The organism is Sphaerisporangium sp. NPDC005288 (genome assembly GCF_040607475.1).
In the GTDB taxonomy this organism is placed as follows: domain Bacteria; phylum Actinomycetota; class Actinomycetes; order Streptosporangiales; family Streptosporangiaceae; genus Sphaerisporangium; species Sphaerisporangium rhizosphaerae.
Window position 1 is genome coordinate 1 of record NZ_JBEXGT010000080.1, and the last position, 19,004, is coordinate 19,004.

Here is a 19,004-nt window from a genome sequence, read left to right on the forward strand (position 1 = left end):
GGCGGGTACGGCGGACGTGACATCGGCACTTGTGAACTCCTCCCAGGACACATCGTCCCAAGCACTCGGCTGTCCACAAGACCGGGGCAACATCACTCCCTCAACGCCAACAGCGTGACCGCCTACCAAGTCATCGAGCTGCCGCGAACTCCTCAAGACCAACCCGAAGGCGTGTTGCGGTTAGCACTCGGCCCTGTAACCCACCGCAGCTGGTGGGAACACGCTGCGGACTTCGTAGACAAGAAAATCGAAAACGCCCCTGATCTGTCGCAGTTCGGCCGCGACCTCTGGTGAACGAGAGCGATGGAAACCTGTCGGCCTGGCCCGACGGCGAACCGGCTGATGCGTCGCAGCTACTCACCGTACTTCCGCCGAAGCAAGCTCTAGGCCACCCTTGCGGGGGTGCACAGCAGAAGGCTCCCGCCGGCTGCATACCTGACGGAAGCCCTCTGGCTACCCCTGCAGTTCGTTCCAGATGGTGAGGGTGTCGACCACCAGCACCGAGGAGGCATGGCGCTTCAGGCGCTGCGCCATCCCCAGGCGTACGGTTTCACAGCTGCCTATAGTGATCTCAGGGTCTGGACAGCGATGAGCCACAGACTGAAGGTCCCTGCGAAGGCGAGCCCGCCGCCGAGGATGGCTGCGGGCAGCGAGTGGTTCTGCCACCAAGTGAGGATGCCGGCGAGTAGAGCAATGATCGCTGCGACAGCCAGGCCGAGCAGCAGCATGAGGGTGTCGATGACCGTCACCCGACACCTTCCCTGGGCTCTTGGCCGATGCTCTGCAGCTCAAGAGCAATGCGCTGCACTTGGCCCGCGATGTCATGGGCCGGGATCTCGTCCTGGGAGAGCGTCAGGGCCCAGTCAGGAGCGATGTTCCACGACTCTTGCCGGACTGGTTCGATACCGCGATCGCGGAAGTGGTCGAGGAGGTGCCGCAAGATTTCCCGGGCTACTCCCCTCGAACAGTCAATCGTCGCTAACCTGACCCAGCCCGGCATGAGGCGAAGGTTGATCCCGATCATGACGCGGCCGTCCTCGGGATGCGAGACCACCTCCAGTAGGGCAGGCCTTCCCAGATCCGATTGACGCCGGGCCCTTGCGCAGTACATGCATCCGCCCTGGCCGACACGGATGTTCGCGAACCGGGGCGTAACGATACTGGCGCACGTGGCGCAGCGGCATCGCCAACGGGCGCTCGCTCCCGGGTACGGTTCTAGCGGCACCAGTCCAGCCTCGAGCATGAGGGCGATGGCCTGGTCGAGTTCCAGCCGCAACCTGCTCCGGCCGCAAAGGCGACAGCCGGTCCCGCGAATGAGCACGGCGGCCGTTGTGGCGGTCACGTGGCCGTGAGGTTCGCACGCGACACTCAGGCGCTGCTGGTAGCCGGAGAACGCCTCCAACGGGACCAGCCGAGCAATGTGCATCGCCGCATTGAGCGGTCGCAGCGCCTCGAACTTCTTCAGGGCCTCGCAGGCAGCGGTGTAGGTCTCCCCCGTGAGCTTCATGCGAAGGCGCACGCGACGCTGGAAGTTCCGGGATAGGCGAGGTCGAGTAGGCATGACGTCCCTCTTGGCGGAGCCCTACGCACGCCACCCAGGACGGCATGTGATGAGAGTGGACGCGTCGTCACAGCCGCTTCGTCGTCGGCGCTCCGGGCGGCGTAGGCGCTTGGAGCTCGGACCGGCAGGCGTCTCTGCCAGGCAGCATCTTAGGAGACCTCCACTAAGACCTGCACCGATTTCTGGAAAGTCGATCAGCTTGTCGAGAAAGTGCGGCGATGTGATCCACTCGGGTGGCGAATTGGTTGGTCAAGCGAATGGATAGTCCCCCAGTCGCCTCAGACCGATCTGGCCGTGTTCGGATAGTTGATCGCCAATGCTGTAGAGATGCTGCCTCGCGAGGACAGCGACCGTCGCCGGGGTACCTTCGTGGCGGACTTTCCGGCTCGATCGACCGTGGGCGCCTGGTCACCCAGCGCTGGCACCTGAGCAGCTTCCCTTTGCCGCGTTGCTCAATCTGTTGTCCACCTGCGCACCACGAGGATCGGCCAGAGATGTCCTGGACGACGCCTGAGCGATGATCTTGCGACCGTCACGAACCACTATGGCAATCCAAGGTACCCTCGGCCCGTATTGGCCATCAGCAACGCCGACATCCCAAAGCGCACCCTGAAACGGCTGTCGTGGCCGCCACCCGACCACGAGTCTCCCTCTACGATCATCCGGTTCTACCTGTAGCCGGAGATGATCGTCGCCCGCCGCAGCGCCTGACACCCCCGCAGAGCGCCCTCAGCCTTACCGGCCCGGGAAGGCGTGGGAAGCGGTATTCCTGCGAAATGCCGAGGGTCTACAGTCGTGCGATGACCGCCACTGCGACCGAGCCGGGCACGCCGCTGCCGTCGATCGTCACTTGCTGCGCCGAGGTGCTGGCAGAGGAGGCCCAAGCGCTGCAGGCGAGCGTGGAGAGCACTGGCCAGCAGCCTCGCCCGGGCTCGCCGTACATGGTCGAGCGGGAGGTGTCGCAATCCGCGTCTGAACACAGCAAGAGGCTGTGGAGCGAGGCGCATCGCACAGCGCGCACGATCCTGCTCAATCTTATTGACCACTTGGCGATGCTCAGAAAGGCGTTCTCGGGGCCTGAGCTGCCGCTGTACGCGCACATCACCCTGTCTCGGGTTGTCGCGGAGGCCGCGGCCCAGGTGTGCAACCTGATCGATCCGGATGTTGGGTACCGGGATCGGGTGCTGCGTGCTGCTCTGCTGGGACTTCGCAGTCGCACCCAGGAGGTGTCGGCCATCTGCAGCCTTCCGGACGAGCATCCGGTGAGGGTCATCGGCGCGCTGGAGAAAACCATGCATGCACGTGACGAGTTCATCAGCCTGATGGAGAAGGCCGACCTTGAAGTACGCCGCCGCGGTGAACGGCTCACGGGAGTGAGATATCGCGACGACGGCCCGTTCCTGGACTTGGAGCCGAAATTGACCCCGCTGGTGAACCGCCTGTTCCCGGACCGCCCGGCCGGATACCAGATCGGTTCTGGCGTCGTGCACAGCCTAGAGTGGATGCTGCGCGACGCTATCGCTGGTGATGGCACCGACGAAGTGCATGCCACGCCCGATCTGCTGGGCATTGGCGCGGCCACGCTGCTGGCCCTGGACGCGTGCGCGGCGGTTGCGGCGGCGTACGCGCGGCTGTACGGGCACGATCCCGCGACGGCGGCCGAGCTGAGCGCGCGACGGCGTCGCCGGATTGACGAGGCCTGCACCGTGGAGTTCGTTCGCCTGCAGCGCCTGCGTGCCACCGGGCGGTGACCTCGGAGTTGTTACTGGTGAGCTTGCCCGTTCGCTGTCGCGAGTCGTCGCGGCGTTCAATGCCTAACGGCGGGTAAGTGGAAGCCGATACCGGCAGGAGCGTGGCCGGCCCCGGACAGTCCGCCAACCACGCCGCCGCGCAGGTCGTCTCTCAGGTGCCCCATCTGACTGAGGAGACCTCTTGCGTGTCCGATCGCTATCTGCGCCGCGGCGCTCGCCGCCGGCCTGCTCGTCGTTCCTGCGACCGCGGGGACGGTCGGCGCGTCTGCGGCAGCGGCGGCCTGCCAGTACCGGCGGGTCGCCAACCACTGGAACTGCATCACACCGGGCGCGTTCTGCCCGGCCGCCGCTCACTACCGGTACGGGTATGCCAAGGTGACCAGCCGCAGGTACAAGTGCACGCTGACCAGCGGCGACATCCGGTGGCGCTGGCACCGCGCCTGACGGCGGCAACGCGGAAACCGCCCCGGCTCCCCGTGTCAGGGTGCCGGGGCGGCGTGTCAGGTGATCTCGAACCCGGTGAGTCCTTCCGGAAGGCCGTGCTGGACCGCGCGGACCATGGCTGCATGGAGCCACGGCCCGTCGCCGGCGACGATGGTGAGCGGTCCGCCGGCCACCGTGTACCACTCCTCGGCTCCGGTGTACTGGATGAGGATGGTGGCCTGGTCGCCTTCGACGTCGGTGGCCACCGTCAGCTCGCCGGTGATGACGCCGACCTCGTCGGTCATGACCCCGCCGGGGCCGGCCTCGACGTTTTTCTCATCCTCCCGGGTGGGAACACACTGAGGTCGACACCTACGGCCCTGGGGCGAGCACATCTCGCTCAACGGCCGGTCGGTTCGCCGGGACGCTGCGGTCGGCCAAGGACGGGTCCAAGGCCATCCCGGGGGGCTGCTATGTCAAGGAGTGGCGCCCAGTGGTGACGTCGCGAGGAGGCATCCGTTCATCGGCTTTTCGCATGCACACACCGACCCGCCCGGCCGGCCCGGACCCCGCGTGCAGGTGGGTATCGCGTGCCGCGCGAGTACGTCCTGGAGAAGGAGGTCGCGTGTGTATCGGCCCAGGTGCATCTCCCCGGCTCACCGCCTTGAAGCAGTCCCGCCGCTACGACATCGTGCTGAGAAGCCAACCGCCGATCACCTGCGTAACCAACCCCGCGTGTCGATACACCTAGCGGGAAGCCGGGCAGATCCGTCGGTACGGCTCGCCAGGGATGTACCGCTGCCACTCATCAGGAGTGAACCCTTGGCCCGTGATGCCACAGACTGCTCGCAGGAAATCCTGCGGCAACACAACGTTCCATACCTGCACTGTCTTGTCAGCCGAGGCGGAGGCCAGGCGCGTCCCGTCCGGGGAAAACACCACCGAGGCCACGTCGCTGGTGTGGCCGGTCAGCGAAGCGCCGAGCTGCCTGCCGGTGGCCACATCCCACACCCGCACCGTCTTGTCAGCTGAGGCGGAGGCCAGGCGCGTCCCGTCTGGAGAGAACGCCACCGAAATCACCCCGTCAGTGTGGCCGGTCAGCGAAGCGCCGAGCTGCCTGCCGGTGGCCACATCCCACACCCGCACCGTCTTGTCGTCTGAGGCGGAGGCCAGGCGCGTCCCGTCCGGGGAGAACGCCACCGAGTACACCGCGTCAGTGTGGCCGGTCAGCGGAGCGCCGAGCTGCTTGCCGGTGTCCACATCCCACACCCGCACGGTGTAGTCGAGCCCGGCGGAGGCCAGGCGCGTCCCGTCTGGGGAGAACGCCACCGAGTACACCGTGTCGGTGTGGCCGGTCAGCGGAGCGCCGAGCTGCTTGCCGGTGGCCACATCCCAGACTCGCACCGTCTTGTCGTCTGAGGCGGAGGCCAGGCGCGTCCCGTCCGGGGAGAACGCCACCGAGAACACCTTGTCAGTGTGGCCGGTCAACGGAGCGCCGAGCTGCCTGCCGGTGGCCACATCCCACACCCGCACCGTCTTGTCGTCTGAGGCGGAGGCCAGGCGCGTCCCGTCCGGGGAAAACACCACCGAGAACACCCCGTCAGTGTGGCCGGTCAACGGAGCGCCGACCTGCCTGCCGGTGGCCACATCCCACACCCGCACCGTCTTGTCAGCTGAGGCGGAGGCCAGGCGCGTCCCGTCTGGAGAGAACGCCACCGAGTCCACCGTGCTGGTGTGGCCGGTCAACGGAGCGCCGAGCTGCCTGCCGGTGGCCACATCCCACACCCGCACCGTGTTGTCGACTGAGGCGGAGGCCAGGCGCGTCCCGTCCGGGGAAAACACCACCGAAGAAACCGCGTTGATGTGGCCGGTCAGCGGAGCACCGAGCTGCTTGCCGGTGGCCACATCCCACACCCGCACGGTGTAGTCGAACCCGGCGGAGGCCAGGCGCGTCCCGTCCGGGGAAAACGCCACCGAAAGCACCCCGTCAGTGTGGCCGGTCAACGGAGCGCCGACCTGCTTGCCGGTGGCCACATCCCACACCCGCACCGTCTTGTCAGCTGAGGCGGAGGCCAGGCGCGTCCCGTCCGGGGAGAACGCCACCAAGTACACCGCGTCGGTGTGGCCGGTCAACGGAGCGCCGACCTGCCTGCCGGTGGCCACATCCCACACCCGCACCGTCTTGTCGACTGAGGCGGAGGCCAGGCGCGTCCCGTCCGGGGAAAACACCACCGAGAACACCCCGTCAGTGTGGCCGGTCAACGGAGCGCCGACCTGCCTGCCGGTGGCCACATCCCACACCCGCACCGTCTTGTCAACGGAGGCGGAGGCCAAGCGCGCCCCGTCGGGAGAGAACGCCACCGAGTACACCGTGTCGGTGTGGCCGGTCAACGGAGCGCCGACCTGCCTGCCGGTGGCCATATCCCACACCCGCACCGTCTTGTCAGCTGAGGCGGAGGCCAGGCGCGTCCCGTCCGAGGAAAACACCGCCGACTCCACGTCGCTGGTATGGCCGTTCAGCGAGGTGACCTGTTTGCCGGTGGCCACATCCCACACGCGCACCGTCTTGTCGACAGAGGCGGAGGCCAGGCGGGTGCCGTCAGGGCTGTACGCCACCGACAACACCCCATCGATGTGTCCGACCAGGACTGCGCGGGCGGGTTGGCTGAGCAGCGAAATCATGTTGGCCCGTGCGTCAGCGGTGGGGGAAATGGCCCAGGCCGCCACAGCCAGGCGCGCCGAAGTTGCCGGGTCACCGGGCAGCAGGGACTGGCTGTAGGCGGCTGTTTGGCGCGATTGGATCTGGGCGCTGCGGCTGAAGGCTAAGGCGCGTTGCCACTCGGCGTCCTGGCCGAAGCGCACGGCGACCACTGCGGTGACCACCGCGATCACCAGTAGCCCCGCCAGCACCGCGAACACGGTCTGCCAGCGGCGCCGGGTGCGGGTCGCGGCGTAGGTGCCGGCGTTGAGGAAGGCGTCGGCGGGCCTGGTCAGGCCGACGTAGCGAGCGGGGTCGGCGTGCCAGCGGGTGGCGGCGTTGCGGGCGGTTTCCAGTCGGATCCCGCGGTAGAGGAAGGAGGGGTCACGGCCAGTGTCGTCCCATTCGGCGGCGTCGTGCAGGATCTCCCCGTACAGGATGCGGTCGGCCTGGTCCTCGGCCAGCCAGGAACGCAGCCGCGGCCACGCTGTCACCAGCACGTCGTGGGCGAGCTCGACCGTGCTCGCCGCCGAGACTGTGGGTGTCGCCGCAGCGGCGTTGATTCTCTGGGCGGCATCACTGGCAGCGGCGCTCACGGCAGTCACCTCCGGCGGCCGCCCCGGGGGCGGTGGGCCGGTGACCATCAGCCGGGCGGCGGCGAAGGTCTCGACAACGTGGCGGACCGCCTGCGGCTGCTCGGGCTCGCACAGTGCGGCCAGTTCCTGCCAGGTTGCGCGTCTCCGGGTGACCTGCCCGTCGGCGGTGGTGAGGGTCAGCGCCATGATGACGCGCTCGGCGATCTGTCGCAGGTCGGGGTTCAAGGCGGTGTAGGCCTCTTCGGCGGCGTCGTTGACGGCGGAGGCGACGCCGCCGGAGCGGTCATAGCCCTGCCGGGTCAGCCAATCGCCGTCCCGGTTGTGCCAGGTGCGGACCATCGCCATCGACAGCAGCGGTAGCGCACCCACCACGCCGCCCCCGCCTTGTCCTCCGCTTGTGGTTTGGGCGTGGCCGGCCAGTTCCCGGATCACCTGCTCGGCCAGGCCGTCTTCCACGGACAGCCCGGCCGCCGCGGCCGGTCCGGTGATCGCCCGTTGCAGTTCAGGCTCGCTCATCGGGCCGAGCACGAACACCCGTTCCTCCAGCGCCCGCGCCAGCGCCGGATGGGTCGCGCACCGGTCGATGAAGTCACCGCGCACCGCGATCACCACGGTCCCGGCCGGTTGCTCGCCCGCCCGATCCCCTCCCAGGTGCCCAATTGAAGAGGGTTTTGGTAGTGGCGTCGCGGGACTCGCATCGGCGGTGATCGCCTCCAAGGCGGCCACGAACGCCTCCGCCTCCTCGGCATGCGTGTCGGTGACCGGGGTGAACAGTTCCTCGAACTGGTCGACGACCATCAGCAACCGCATGCCGGTACGGTCGGTCTGGTCCTGCTGGCGGCGGCGGATCGCCTCGGCGGCCAGGACCTGCCGGGCCCGCCCCCGTGCTTGGGCGGGGTCGGCGCGCAATTGTGCCAGCACGGCGTCGGGGTCGGCGCCGCATGGCACCGCCAGCTGCACCGCCAGCTCTTGCAGCGGCCGTTGCCCGGGAGTGAAACTCACCTTTACCCACCGCACGCCGCCGGCAGGTTCGGCGGCCTGGGTGAGTTTGGGGAGCAGCCCGGCGTGCAGTAGCGAGGACTTGCCCACGCCCGAAGCTCCGGTCACCACGATCAGACCCCCGCCGCGGTGGGCGGTGACCATCGCCTCGAGCCGGGCGGTGGCCTGCCCGCGCCCGTAGAACACGCTGGCCTGGCCCGGGCCGAACGGCGCCAGCCCCTGATACGGGCACCCGTCCGCCCACACCACACCTGCGCCCGCCTCGTGCTGCGGCGACGGGCCAGAGATGGCCGCCAGACGGCGCTCCAGCGCGCCCAGCTGCTCGCTCAGCTGGTCGCGCATCACCACCAGCAGGGCCTCCTGCCGCTGGCGCTGCGTCCGATCGAAGCGGTGCTCGGCGTCTTGCCGGTACAAGGTCTGCTGAAGTCGGCCGGTGGCGGTGTCCAGCTCGGCGAACCCCGCCTTCATCTCCTCCAACAGATGGGCATCACCGTGCTCGATGGCTTCGCCGAGCGCCACCTGGGTGGCCTCAACCTGGGCCAGCGCCACCGTCAGCGTCTCAGCCAGCGCATCAGCGTGGCCGTCACCGGCCTGCAACACCTCCTCCAGGCGGGCCGCGAGCTCCCGCTCCACCTGCTTGACCAGCGCCTCTAACTCCCCAGCCTGATCACCCGGAGCCGCGGCGTGGTCATCGCGCGTGTGCGGGGTGGCCTGCCTTTTGGCGCGGGCGGCGGCCAGGGAAGCGCCGATGATGTCCGACAGCAGGTTCGCCCCCACCGACCCGACCACCGTGATCCCGGCCTTTGCTACCGCCAGGCCCGGCTCCTCCACGGCCAACGGTGCCAGCGCGCTGGCACACAGCGTGGCCAGCAACGCCCGCGGCGTCGCCCACCTCACCCCCTGCGCGGAAAGAGCGGCCGCCTGCCGTACCCAGCTGCGCGCACCTTCCTGGGCCGCCGCCACCTGCGCAGGCGCCAAGGCCGAGCCACCCGACTCAAGCTGCTCTGCCTGTGGCTCGCCGTGTAAGCCCACCCGCGACACCCCCCACCTCGCCCCGCCACGCCGGACACCAGATGACCACCACCGAGGGCGACTGATCTGCGCCGTCACCGGCATCCAGAGACTTATCGACGCAACCTCACCGAGCGCTACCTCATATGCGCAGAATGTTCTGACCATTCGGGCCGTCACGGCGATGGGGGTCCCGTTCTTCGGGGACCTCGCCGATCACGGCGTGGCCGAGTTCCTCCTTGTCCTCCGGCACGGATGACCCTCGGGACTCGCCGGGCGGTGCGGAAACGGCACTTGGCGGGACGGCCCGCTGAACGATGTCGTGCAGCGGGTCGACTCCCGCCGCACGGCAGGCCAGCCTAGCCGCCGGTCTGAAAGCGCTCGGGGATGCCGCTCGGGCCCGCGGCCTGTTCCGCGACGCCGCCCAACTCCATAAACGTGCCACCACCCACGGTGACCCGGCCGCTGCTACCGCTCTCGTCACCCACCTGTACGCCCTGCACCCTGCCGATTCCTGTCGTGCCGCCAACTGGGCCGCCCCGTGGGTCACCCTGGACAGCCCCTCCGCTGTGGCCGAGCTGCTGCACACCTTGCGCAAGGTCGGGGCGGGGGACCAGGTCGCTGCTCTGGCTGAGCAGTCCGCCGCGCAGGTCGCTGTGGACGCCCCAGACTCTGTGGCTCGCCGGCTGGGGTCGCCGAAGTACTCGCCGGAAATCGGGCGCATATCGCTGCCCTGCGGTGAGCTTGTGTCAGGTCCTGGCCGGGAGCGCGGCGAACTCGGCGTGGGCCTGGTCGACGGCTTCAGGGTAGACCTGCGTTTGGGCGTGCTCGGCGAGTGCGCGGTAGATGCTGGCCAGGCTCGGGTACTTTCCTCTGCGCTTGCCGGTGGAGATGATCAGGTCAGGGCGGATGTCTTCCACCGACTCACCGTTCGCGCGGCGGCGCAGCACGGTGTGCAGCATGTCGTCGGTGATGACCGGTGGCCGGCCACCGTGGCGTCCCTTGCGTGCAGCGGCGTCAGCCGCTTGCCCCACCGGTCCCGGTCGGAGCCATGCGCGCAGGGCACCCCACCGAGCCCGGTCCGGCGCGAACGGACGCAGCGGCTGCAACTCGGTGATGACGCTGTCGGCGCGCGCGACGTCCCGGCCCAGACCGGCCAATTCCTTCGTCATCGTGTCCAGCGCTCGCTGACGTTGTCGCCGAGCTCCACCGGCACGGCCGGAGTCTCGGCGGCGATCGCGACCTGCCGCAGCCACACCGCGGCCGCGTCCAAGTGCACGGCGAGCTGGTCCAAGGTGATACGCGCGCCAGCGCGCAGATGCTCGGTACGCTCGGCGTCGGTGGAGGTCTGCGCGGTCACCAGAACCTCACTCGCGCTGCCACGGCCAGCAGCTCACCGGCGGCCGACGCGCGCTGCAGGTCCTCGTGAGAGCTGTCGGCTGGGCCGCACAGCACGACGTGCTCGCTGCGGTACACCAGGTCGAACCATTCCTCGGGAAGGGTGACGGTCGCGGCGGCCGTCCACAGCACCTCATCGTCGTCACCGGCGTCATTGACGTAGACGACCTGGTCAACTGAGCGGGTGGCGATCGCGATCGCACCCGCCACGCCGTGTCCACTTCAGGTAGCTGTCCCGTGGAGAGGTCCCAGGGCTGGGAACGTGTCCGGCCTCGCAGGTCGGTGATGCCTGCTCCGGCGGTCTCCGGCGCCAGCGCAAGGGTAGGGGATCGGGCCGAGCGACGATTCCGCGACGCCGGGCATGAGCATGTCGGAGGCCGGGACACCGGCGGCCCCTCCGGGCGGATGGCGTCGTCGTCGTCCACGGTGATGGTGTCGAAGGTGACGTCGGCGCCTCCATCGCCCAGTGGTCCAGGGTGGGTTCCAGCATCTCGGCGCCCTGCTCGTCGGTCATAGCCTCGACCGTGGCCAGCGCCTGGGTTCCGTCTGGCACGTACGGAGCGGTCGGCGGGACCTGCCACCATGACTGGCGACACCTCGCGGGGCCCACTCAAATTCACGGCGGACTGCTCGGCGTCGGGCCCGCCCGAAGCGAACGTCGTAGCGTCGTGATACCCGGGAGTGGTGGCAGGGACGGTCGGCCATGGCCGGCAAGGCGGGGTTGCTGGCCGGTCGATCGTAATGCTTCAGCGAGCGGGGCAGCTTTGACGGTACGGCTCGCCGGGGATGTACTGCTGCCATTCCGGCCTGCTGAATGATCGGCCCGCGATCTCGCAAATCGCACGCAGAAGATCGTGGGGTAGCGACACGTCCCAGACCCGCACCGTTTTGTCGTACCCGGCGGAGGCCAGACGGGTACCGTCCGGGCTGAATACCACCGAGGACACAGGGCTGGTGTGGCCGGTGAGCGGGGCGCCGAGTTGGCGGTGGGTGATCGCGTCCCAGACCCGCACCGTTTTGTCGTACCCGGCGGAGGCCAGACGGGTACCGTCCGGGCTGAACACCACCGAGGACACCCAGTCGGTGTGGCCGGTGAGCGGGGCGCCGAGCTGCCGGTGAGTCACTGCATCCCACACTCGCACCGTGCCGTCAGCCCCGGCGGAGGCCAGACGGGTACCATCCGGGCTGAACACCACCGAGAACACCCCCTCGCCGGTGTGCCCGGTGAGCGGGGCGCCGAGCTGCCGGTGAGTCACTGCATCCCACACTCGCACCGTGCCGTCAGCCCCGGCGGAGGCCAGACGGGTACCATCCGGGCTGAACACCACCGAGGTCGCCCAGTCGGTGTGGCCGGTCAGCGGGGCGCCGAGCTGGCGGTGGGTGACCGCGTCCCAGACCCGCACCGTTTTGTCGTACCCGGCGGAGGCCAGACGAGTACCATCCGGGCTGAACACCACCGAGGACACCCAGTAGGCGTGGCCGGTCAGCGGGGCGCCGAGCTGGCGGTGGGTGACCGCGTCCCAGACCCGCACCGTTTTGTCATCCCCGGCGGAGGCCAAGCGGGTACCATCCGGGCTGAACACCACCGAGAACACCCCCTCGCCGGTGTGCCCGGTCAGCGGGGCGCCGAGCTGGCGGTGGGTGACCGCGTCCCACACCCGCACCGTGTTGTCCCGTCCGGCGGAGGCCAGACGGGTACCATCCGGGCTGAACACCACCCCGTACACCGAGCCAGTGTGGCCGGTCAGCGGGGCGCCGAGCTGGCGGTGGGTGACCGCGTCCCACACCCGCACCGTTTTGTCAGCCCCGGCAGAGGCCAAACGGGTACCATCCGGGCTGAACACCACCGAGGACACAGGTCCGGTGTGCCCCGTCAGCGAGGCGCCGAGCTGGCGGTGGGTGACCGCGTCCCACACCCGCACCGTTTTGTCAGCCCCGGCAGAGGCCAGACGAGTACCATCCGGGCTGAACACCACCGAGAACACCTCGCCGATGTGCCCCGTCAGCGGGGCGCCGAGCTGCCGGTGAGTCACCGCGTCCCACACCCGCACCGTGCCGTCAGCCCCGGCAGAGGCCAAACGGGTACTGTCCGGGCTGAACACCACCGAGAGCACCCCCTCGCCGGTGTGCCCGGTCAGCGGGGCGCCGAGCTGCCGGTGAGTGACCGCGTCCCACACCCGCACCGTGTTGTCCCGTCCGGCAGAGGCCAGACGGGTACCATCCGGGCTGAACACCACCGAGAGCACCCCCTCGCCGGTGTGCCCGGTCAGCGGGGCGCCGAGCTGCCGGTGAGTCACCGCGTCCCACACCCGCACCGTGTTGTCCCATCCCGCAGAGGCCAGACGGGTACCATCCGGGCTGAACACCACCGAGGACACAGGGCCGGTGTGCCCCGTCAGCGAGGCGCCGAGCTGCCGGTGAGTCACCGCATCCCACACCCGCACCGTGTTGTCCCATCCCGCAGAGGCCAGACGGGTACCATCCGGGCTGAACACCACCGAGGACGACACGCCGCCGGTGTGGTCGGTCAGGGTGGCGCGCGCGGGTTGGGCTATCAGCGCGGCCATGCTGGCTCGTGCCTCGGCGGTGTGGGCGATGGCCCAGGCTGCGGCGGCGAGCCGCGCCGATGTCACCGGGTCATCGGGAAGCAGGGATCGGCTGTAGTCGGCTATCTGAGGGGACAGGATCTGGGCGTTGCGGGTCAGCACTGTGATGCGTTGCCGGTCGGCGTCCTGGCCGAAGCGCACGGCGATCACCGCGGTGATGATCGCGATCACCAGCAGCGCGGCCAGCGCGGTGAACAGGGTTTGCCAGCGGCGGCGGGTCGCGGTGGCGGCGCGGGTACTGGCCCGCAGGAAAGCCTCAGCGGTACTGGGCAGGGCGAGGCCGGGGTAGCGGCCGGGATCGGCCTGCCACCGCGCGGCGGCGTTGTCGGCGGCCTTGAGCCGGATCCCGCGGTAAAGGAACGAGGGGTCGCGGCCGCACTGTTGCCATTCGGTGGCGTCCTGCAGGATCTCGCCGTGCAAGACTCGGTCGAGGTGCTCGTCGGCCAGCCAGGACTGTAATCGTGGCCACGCGGTGATCAGCACGTCGTGCGCGATTTCGACCGTGCCCGCCGCTGTCGTGGCCTCGGGGGGATCTGACGGAGCGGAACCGCCGATGGCGGTGATTGAAGCGGTATGCCTCCCAACGGCGCCGTGTTCCTCGCCCACGCCGCCGGTCGATGCCCTGGGCGGCTGCTTGACCGGTACGAGTGCGGGGAAGGATGGTCCGCTGATCATCAGCCGGGCGGCGGTGAACACCTCCACCACCCGCGAGACCAGCGCGCGCTCGCCGGGGTGCCCAGGCTCACCCAGATCGGCCACGGGGACGCGGCGCCGGGTGACCTGCCCGTCGGCGCCAGTGATCGTCAACGCCAGGATCACACGCTTAGCGATGTCCTGCCCGCGAGTGTCCAGACGGGCGTAGGCCTCTTCGGCGGTGTCGGCTACAGCAGAGGCCACCCCACCGCAACGGTCATAGCCCTGCCGGGTGAGCCGCCCGTCCTCCCGGTTGGCCCAGGTACGCACCATCGCCATCGACAACAGCGGCAATGCCCCTGCAGCCCCCGGCACCGTCGGCCCGGTCCCGCCCGACACCATCGAACCTGGCGGAACACGCAGATGGCCCACCAGCTCACGGACCACCTGCTCGGCCAACCCGTCTTCCACCACCAAACCGGCCGCAGCGGCCGGCCCGGTGATCGCCCGCTGCAGTTCCTGCTCGCTCATCGGGTCCAGCACGAACACCCGCTCCTCCAGCGCCCGCGCGAGCACCCGGTAGGCGGCGCACCGGTCGACGAAGTCGCCGCGCACTGCGACCACCACCCCCCCGGCCCCTTCCCCGCGCACCCCGCCTATCCGGGCCTTGCTCGCGCGGGTGAACGCGGCCGGGTCGCCGCCGGTGGTGATCGCCTCCAGCGCGGCCACGAAAGCCTCGGCTTCCCCGGCGCGCTCGGCCGAGGCAGGGAAGAACACCTCCTCGAACTGATCGACCACCACGATCAGCCGCAGCCGGGATTCGCCGTCCCCACCCTGGCGGCGGATCTGTTCGGCGGCCAGCACCTGCCCGGCACGCACCGCCGCCCGCCCAGGGTCAGCGCGCAACTCGGCCAGCACCACCTCGGGGTCGGCCCCGCACCGCACCGCCAGCTGCATCGCCAGCTCCCGCAACGGCCGCTGCCCGGGAGCCAACGCGATCGGCAACCATCCCTCCCCGGATTCCTCCGACGCGGTGTCCGGCCGGCCGGACACCGCGCCGTCCAAGGCGGGCAGCAGCCCGGCGTACAGCAGCGAGGACTTACCCGCCCCTGAGGCGCCCGTCACCACGATCAACCCATCCCCGCGATGCGCGGTCACCATCGCGGCCAGCCGCGCGGTCGCCTGGCCCCGGCCGTAGAACACCCCCGCCTGGGCCGCCCCGAACGGCGCCAACCCCTGATACGGGCACCCTTGCGTCCACACCCTGCCAACCACGCCCTGCCCGGCCTGCGGCAACGCGCCGCCTGGCGGCAACCGGCCGCTCAGCTCGCCCAGCTGGTGACCCATCCTCAGCAACAGGGCGATTTGCCGGCGTTGTACGGCGTCCTGGCGATACAGCATCCGCACGATCTGCCCGACGGACGCATCCAGCCGTCCCAGCAGCGGAGCAAACACCGCCATCTGCTCACCCAGCGCAGCAAACCCCGCCACCAACTCCGCCAGCAGCCGCTCGTCCCCGCAGGCGACCGCCTCACTGAGCACCACCCGGCTCACCTCGACCTCGGCCAGCACCCCGGCCAAGGCCTGCGCCAGCGCCTCGGCGCGCGCGTCACCGGCCTGCAAAATCCGCTCCAGGCCGGCGGCCAGTTCCCGCTCCACCCGCTCGACATCACACGCCAGCTCAGCAGCGGCCTCCTGCCCGTTGGCCTCGACGACAGCCCCGGCAGGAAGGCCGGTGGCGCGCGGGCCGGTGCGGGTGCCGGTGCGGGCGGCGGCCAATGCCGAACTGATGAGGTCCGACAGCACATTGGCCCCCAGCGACCCGGCGATGTTCAGCCCGGCCAGCGCTACCGCCGGACCCGGCTCGGCCAATGCCAGCGGGACGAGCGCGCTGGCGCACAACCCGGCCAGCAACGCCCGCGGCGTCGCCCACGCCACCCCACGCGCCGACAGCCCGGCGACCTGCCGCACCCAGCCACGCGCGCCCTGCTGCGCCGCCTGCAGATCAGCGGGCGACAGACCATGGGCACCCGGCTCCAGCGGCTCAAGCCGCTCGCCCCCTGCCCCCACGAGCTGCTCCTCACCCCGCAGCGAACCACATCCGGACGTCGCCATCTGCCACGGCGTGTACAGCGCGACACGAGCGGCATCAACGGTCCTATCGCCCCAACTTCAGCAAGCGCTACCCGATCCGAACTGATCGTTATAAACGAGCTTCCGGGCGAGGGTCGATGAGCAGACTGCATTTCAACCGGCAGGATCTTGGGTGATTGCCGCATCGCGCAGTTTCAAAGAACTCTCGAAGCGAATGGAGACAAGTACCGCATGTTGGTAACGAGAATGCATGTTCCCGGAAGTAACGGGCGAACAGGAGTGAATGCGACACCTACCACGTGTTGCACATGGAGAATCCCCGCGACGGTTACAACTCAATTCCACCCATCGGCGCCTCCGGCAGGCGCCATGTCGAGCAGGTCATCATCTGAGCCATGAGGACCGGCGGGCGCGGGGCGGCGTGGGCGTGGGGAGCGGTCGCGCTGGCGGCGGTGGGCGCGGCCACGATGGTGGCCTGGCGGGCGGCCCCCGGTTCCGGTGCAGGCGATTACGATCCGATCGGCGCGGTCATCGGTCTGCTGGGCCTTGCGGTCGGTGCGTTCTCGGCGTGGATGAGCGTGCGCGCGGCACGTTCGCAGGAGAGCTTGGAGGACGTCGCGGCCCGGCTGGCCGGTGCCGTCCTGGACAGCGAGCGGATGGCACGCCGCCGGTTGCTGGGCGAGCATGACAGGCCCATCGATGTGCGGTTCGTCCTGGAGCGGGCTCCGGCTCACCACGCCGAAGGCGCCGGGCGGCGTAGCCGCCTCACCGAGGTGGTGGAGTACTACCGCGGCCTGTCGCCGCAGCGGATGGTGATCACCGGGGCGCCCGGCGCCGGCAAGACGGTCCTGGCCGTGGAGCTGATCCTGGGGTTGCTCGAACCGCCCCGCCGGCCGGGTGAGCGGGTGCCGGTGCGGATCTCGGCCGCGTCGCTGGACACAGAGCTGAGCGGCCCGAAGGTGATGGAGCGCTGGTTGTCGAGCCACCTGACACAGGTCTACCGGGTAAGAGGCGCGGTGGCCCAGGCGATGGTCGCGGCCCGGCTGGTGGTGCCGGTGATCGACGGCCTGGACGAGATGGACGCCGCGGCCGAGCCCGGGTACGACTCGCGGGCCGGGCGGGTGTTGCGCGCGATCAACGCCTACCAGGACGTGCGCGGCAAGGGGGCGGTGGTGCTGACCTGCCGAACCGCCCAGTACCAGGCTCTGCAGGAACTGCTGGTCTGGGCGCAGGACGCCGCCCGGGTGGAGATCGCCCCGGTCGACGGCCGCCAGGCCCGTGCGTTCCTCGACGGCCGGGTGGACGACGTGGCCCGCTGGGAGCCAGTGTTGCAGGCCATCCGGCGGGCGCCGGGCGGTCCGCTGGCCGTCGGGTTGTCCACCCCGTGGCGGCTCACCCTGGCCGCCACCGTCTACGAGCAACGTGATCCCATCACCGGGGCGTTCCTGCGCGACCCCGCCAAGTTGACCGATGCGCGCCTGGACGTCCCCTCCGCGGTGCGCGACCATCTGCTGAGGCTGTTCATCCCGGCCGCCGTCGCGCTCCACCCACCCCCGGGCGGCGCCGACGCCGACCGGGTACACCGGTGGCTGGCACACCTGGCTGGCTACCTGCACACCAACACCAGCAGCGGCCGCACTCTCGGCGGGCGGGCCCTGTCGGGCACCGACATCGTGCTCCACGAGCTCTGGCCCCTGGCCGGCACTCGCCCCCGGCTGCTCACTGCCGCCTTCATGGTCATCGTTTGGATACTTGGTGGCGTAGCCACTCTCACCCAGTTTCCCAGCGGATCGAATTCCGAGCAGATGGTCCTCGCCAGCTCGCTGACGCTCATGGCGTTGACGACGATGTGGTCCGATTGGCGCACGATCTGGCCAGAGCCCAGACGGATCAACCTACGCCGCCTGCAAACCCGCGCCGGCCGCCGCACACTCGCGGCCGGTCTCACGGGGGGACTCGTATGCGGAATCGCAATCGGACTCGTGTTCGAGATCGCGATCGGACGTGCGGCCGGACTCGCGATCGGACGTGCGGCCGGACTCGCGATCGGACGTGCGGCCGGACTCGCGATCGGCCTCGTGATGGGGCTCGGAGCCGGGCTTGCGGCGGGGTTCTTCAAGTTCGAGCCAGTAGGCGTGGCAGACCCTCGTGACTTGGTGCACGCCGATCTCATCTCCAGGCTCGCGTTCGGGATCGCAATCGGGATCGTGTGCGGAATCGCGTTCGGACTCGTGACCGGGATCGCGATCGGGGTCACGGGCGCGCCCGCGATTGGGCTCGCAGCCGGGCGCGCGGCCGGACTCACGGCTGGACTCACGACCGGACTCACGACCGGACTCACGGCTGGACTCGCGGTCGGGCTCATAGGCGGGGTCGCGGGGATGCGGTATGTGGCGTTGCTGGTGTGCACCCGGCGATGGAACACGGTGTGGTTGCCGTGGCGGCTGGGCTGGCTGCTGCACTGGGCTAGCGGGGTCGGGTTGATGCGGGTGGCGGGCATCGGCTACCAGTTCCGGCACCGCGAGCTGCAGGACTACCTGGCCGCACACCCATTCCCTTACCACCGGCAAGACCAACCTGTGATCGGTAAGGCAGGGCATGTGCCCTCTGACTAGGCTTTCGTGAGTTTCGTGAGGCAGTTGAACGCGCGCGCGGGACTTGGTTCGTGCGGTCGCTGCTGGGGGGCGGGGTGTTCCGTTCGCTAGCTGGCACCTGCGGCCCGTTGGCGATGCGTACCAACTACGACCTCGCGGAACGAAATCGCCAGATGCCGTTGGTCCCCTACCCGGGGATCTCCCGCCCTTGGCATAGCCGCTGCATTCGCTGCAACAGCGAGATCACACCGCGGCTGTCCAACATCAAAGCAGGCCACGGCGCCTGCAAGGTCTGCGCCGGGGTGGGGCGCCGCCCACGAGCACTAGCCGACGAGGAGGCCATCGCCCTGCTGGCCGCGGCCGGCTTCGAAGCGTTGGAACCCTACCCGGGGCGCATGCACGCCTTCTGGCGCATACAGTGCCCGTCCTGCGCAAACGTGATGATGACCTCGCTGGCGAACATCAAACGCAAGGGCCTGCGCTGCATGAGATGCGCGACGCACGCCCTCGACGCCTCGTCACCGGCACTGCTTTATCTCATCGTCTGATGTTGCCCCGGTCTTGTGGACAGCCGAGTGCTTGGGACGATGTGTCCTGGGAGGAGTTCACAAGTGCCGATGTCACGTCCGCCGTACCCGCC

12 protein-coding genes are annotated in these 19,004 nt (G+C 69.5%); 4 read left to right on the forward strand and 8 right to left on the reverse strand.

Features of this window, described 5'->3' with window-relative positions:
• A partial coding sequence (locus ABZU32_RS39620; protein ID WP_354931630.1) for a hypothetical protein occupies window positions 1–294 on the forward strand: 294 nt, incomplete at its 5' end.
• A 266-nt stretch (window positions 295–560) separates the two neighbouring features.
• Here the strand turns inward: ABZU32_RS39620 and ABZU32_RS39625 are convergent.
• Both ABZU32_RS39625 and ABZU32_RS39630 read right to left on the reverse strand, forming a co-directional pair.
• A complete protein-coding gene (locus ABZU32_RS39625) occupies window positions 561–749 on the reverse strand; it encodes a hypothetical protein (protein WP_354931633.1) in 189 nt (62 codons plus the stop codon).
• Entirely contained in the window at window positions 746–1,507 is a 762-nt protein-coding gene (locus tag ABZU32_RS39630) for a hypothetical protein (protein WP_354931636.1), read from the reverse strand. The genes ABZU32_RS39625 and ABZU32_RS39630 overlap by 4 nt, the downstream gene beginning before the upstream one ends.
• Before the next feature lie 854 nt (window positions 1,508–2,361).
• Between ABZU32_RS39630 and ABZU32_RS39635 the strand changes: the two genes are divergently transcribed.
• Window positions 2,362–3,312, forward strand: a complete 951-nt coding sequence (locus ABZU32_RS39635; RefSeq protein ID WP_354931639.1) for a hypothetical protein — start codon at window positions 2,362–2,364, stop codon at window positions 3,310–3,312.
• 500 nt (window positions 3,313–3,812) lie between these two features.
• Here the strand turns inward: ABZU32_RS39635 and ABZU32_RS39640 are convergent, their stop codons facing one another.
• The 6 genes from ABZU32_RS39640 to ABZU32_RS39665 form a co-directional block, all read right to left on the reverse strand.
• Window positions 3,813–4,040, reverse strand: a complete 228-nt coding sequence (locus ABZU32_RS39640; protein WP_354931642.1) for a hypothetical protein — start codon at window positions 4,038–4,040, stop codon at window positions 3,813–3,815.
• 442 nt (window positions 4,041–4,482) lie between these two features.
• On the reverse strand, window positions 4,483–9,207 hold the full coding sequence (locus tag ABZU32_RS39645) for a WD40 repeat domain-containing protein (RefSeq protein WP_354931645.1): 4,725 nt from the start codon (window positions 9,205–9,207) through the stop codon (window positions 4,483–4,485).
• Window positions 9,208–9,788: 581 nt separating this feature from the next.
• Window positions 9,789–10,211 carry a hypothetical protein gene (locus ABZU32_RS39650; RefSeq protein ID WP_354931648.1) on the reverse strand — a complete coding sequence of 141 codons (423 nt, stop codon included), beginning with the start codon at window positions 10,209–10,211 and terminating at the stop codon, window positions 9,789–9,791.
• The gene (locus ABZU32_RS39655; protein ID WP_354931651.1) at window positions 10,208–10,399 is read right to left on the reverse strand and encodes a hypothetical protein; all 192 of its coding nucleotides are present in this window, start codon (window positions 10,397–10,399) and stop codon (window positions 10,208–10,210) included. The genes ABZU32_RS39650 and ABZU32_RS39655 overlap by 4 nt, the downstream gene beginning before the upstream one ends.
• Window positions 10,396–10,647 (reverse strand): hypothetical protein, encoded by a 252-nt coding sequence (locus ABZU32_RS39660; RefSeq protein WP_354931654.1) that lies wholly within the window; start codon window positions 10,645–10,647, stop codon window positions 10,396–10,398. The genes ABZU32_RS39655 and ABZU32_RS39660 overlap by 4 nt, the downstream gene beginning before the upstream one ends.
• Before the next feature lie 536 nt (window positions 10,648–11,183).
• Window positions 11,184–15,746 carry a hypothetical protein gene (locus ABZU32_RS39665; RefSeq protein WP_354931657.1) on the reverse strand — a complete coding sequence of 1,521 codons (4,563 nt, stop codon included), beginning with the start codon at window positions 15,744–15,746 and terminating at the stop codon, window positions 11,184–11,186.
• A 419-nt stretch (window positions 15,747–16,165) separates the two neighbouring features.
• Here ABZU32_RS39665 and ABZU32_RS39670 point away from each other — a divergent pair, with 419 nt between their 5' ends.
• Together ABZU32_RS39670 and ABZU32_RS39675 are read left to right on the forward strand one after the other, a co-directional pair.
• Window positions 16,166–18,385 carry a hypothetical protein gene (locus tag ABZU32_RS39670; protein WP_354931660.1) on the forward strand — a complete coding sequence of 740 codons (2,220 nt, stop codon included), beginning with the start codon at window positions 16,166–16,168 and terminating at the stop codon, window positions 18,383–18,385.
• Window positions 18,386–18,435: 50 nt separating this feature from the next.
• Window positions 18,436–18,912, forward strand: coding sequence for a hypothetical protein (locus ABZU32_RS39675; RefSeq protein ID WP_354931663.1), 477 nt, complete (start codon window positions 18,436–18,438; stop codon window positions 18,910–18,912).
• Window positions 18,913–19,004: the final 92 nt, after the last annotated feature.

Coding starts and splice junctions, on each gene's coding strand:
- ABZU32_RS39630 (WP_354931636.1), bottom strand. CDS start 1,507: ATGAAGCTCACGGGGGAGACCTACACCGCTGCCTGCGAGGCCCTGAAG.
- ABZU32_RS39635 (WP_354931639.1), top strand. CDS start 2,362: ATGACCGCCACTGCGACCGAGCCGGGCACGCCGCTGCCGTCGATCGTC.
- ABZU32_RS39640 (WP_354931642.1), bottom strand. CDS start 4,040: ATGACCGACGAGGTCGGCGTCATCACCGGCGAGCTGACGGTGGCCACC.
- ABZU32_RS39645 (WP_354931645.1), bottom strand. CDS start 9,207: ATGGTCAGAACATTCTGCGCATATGAGGTAGCGCTCGGTGAGGTTGCG.
- ABZU32_RS39650 (WP_354931648.1), bottom strand. CDS start 10,211: ATGACGAAGGAATTGGCCGGTCTGGGCCGGGACGTCGCGCGCGCCGAC.
- ABZU32_RS39670 (WP_354931660.1), top strand. CDS start 16,166: ATGAGGACCGGCGGGCGCGGGGCGGCGTGGGCGTGGGGAGCGGTCGCG.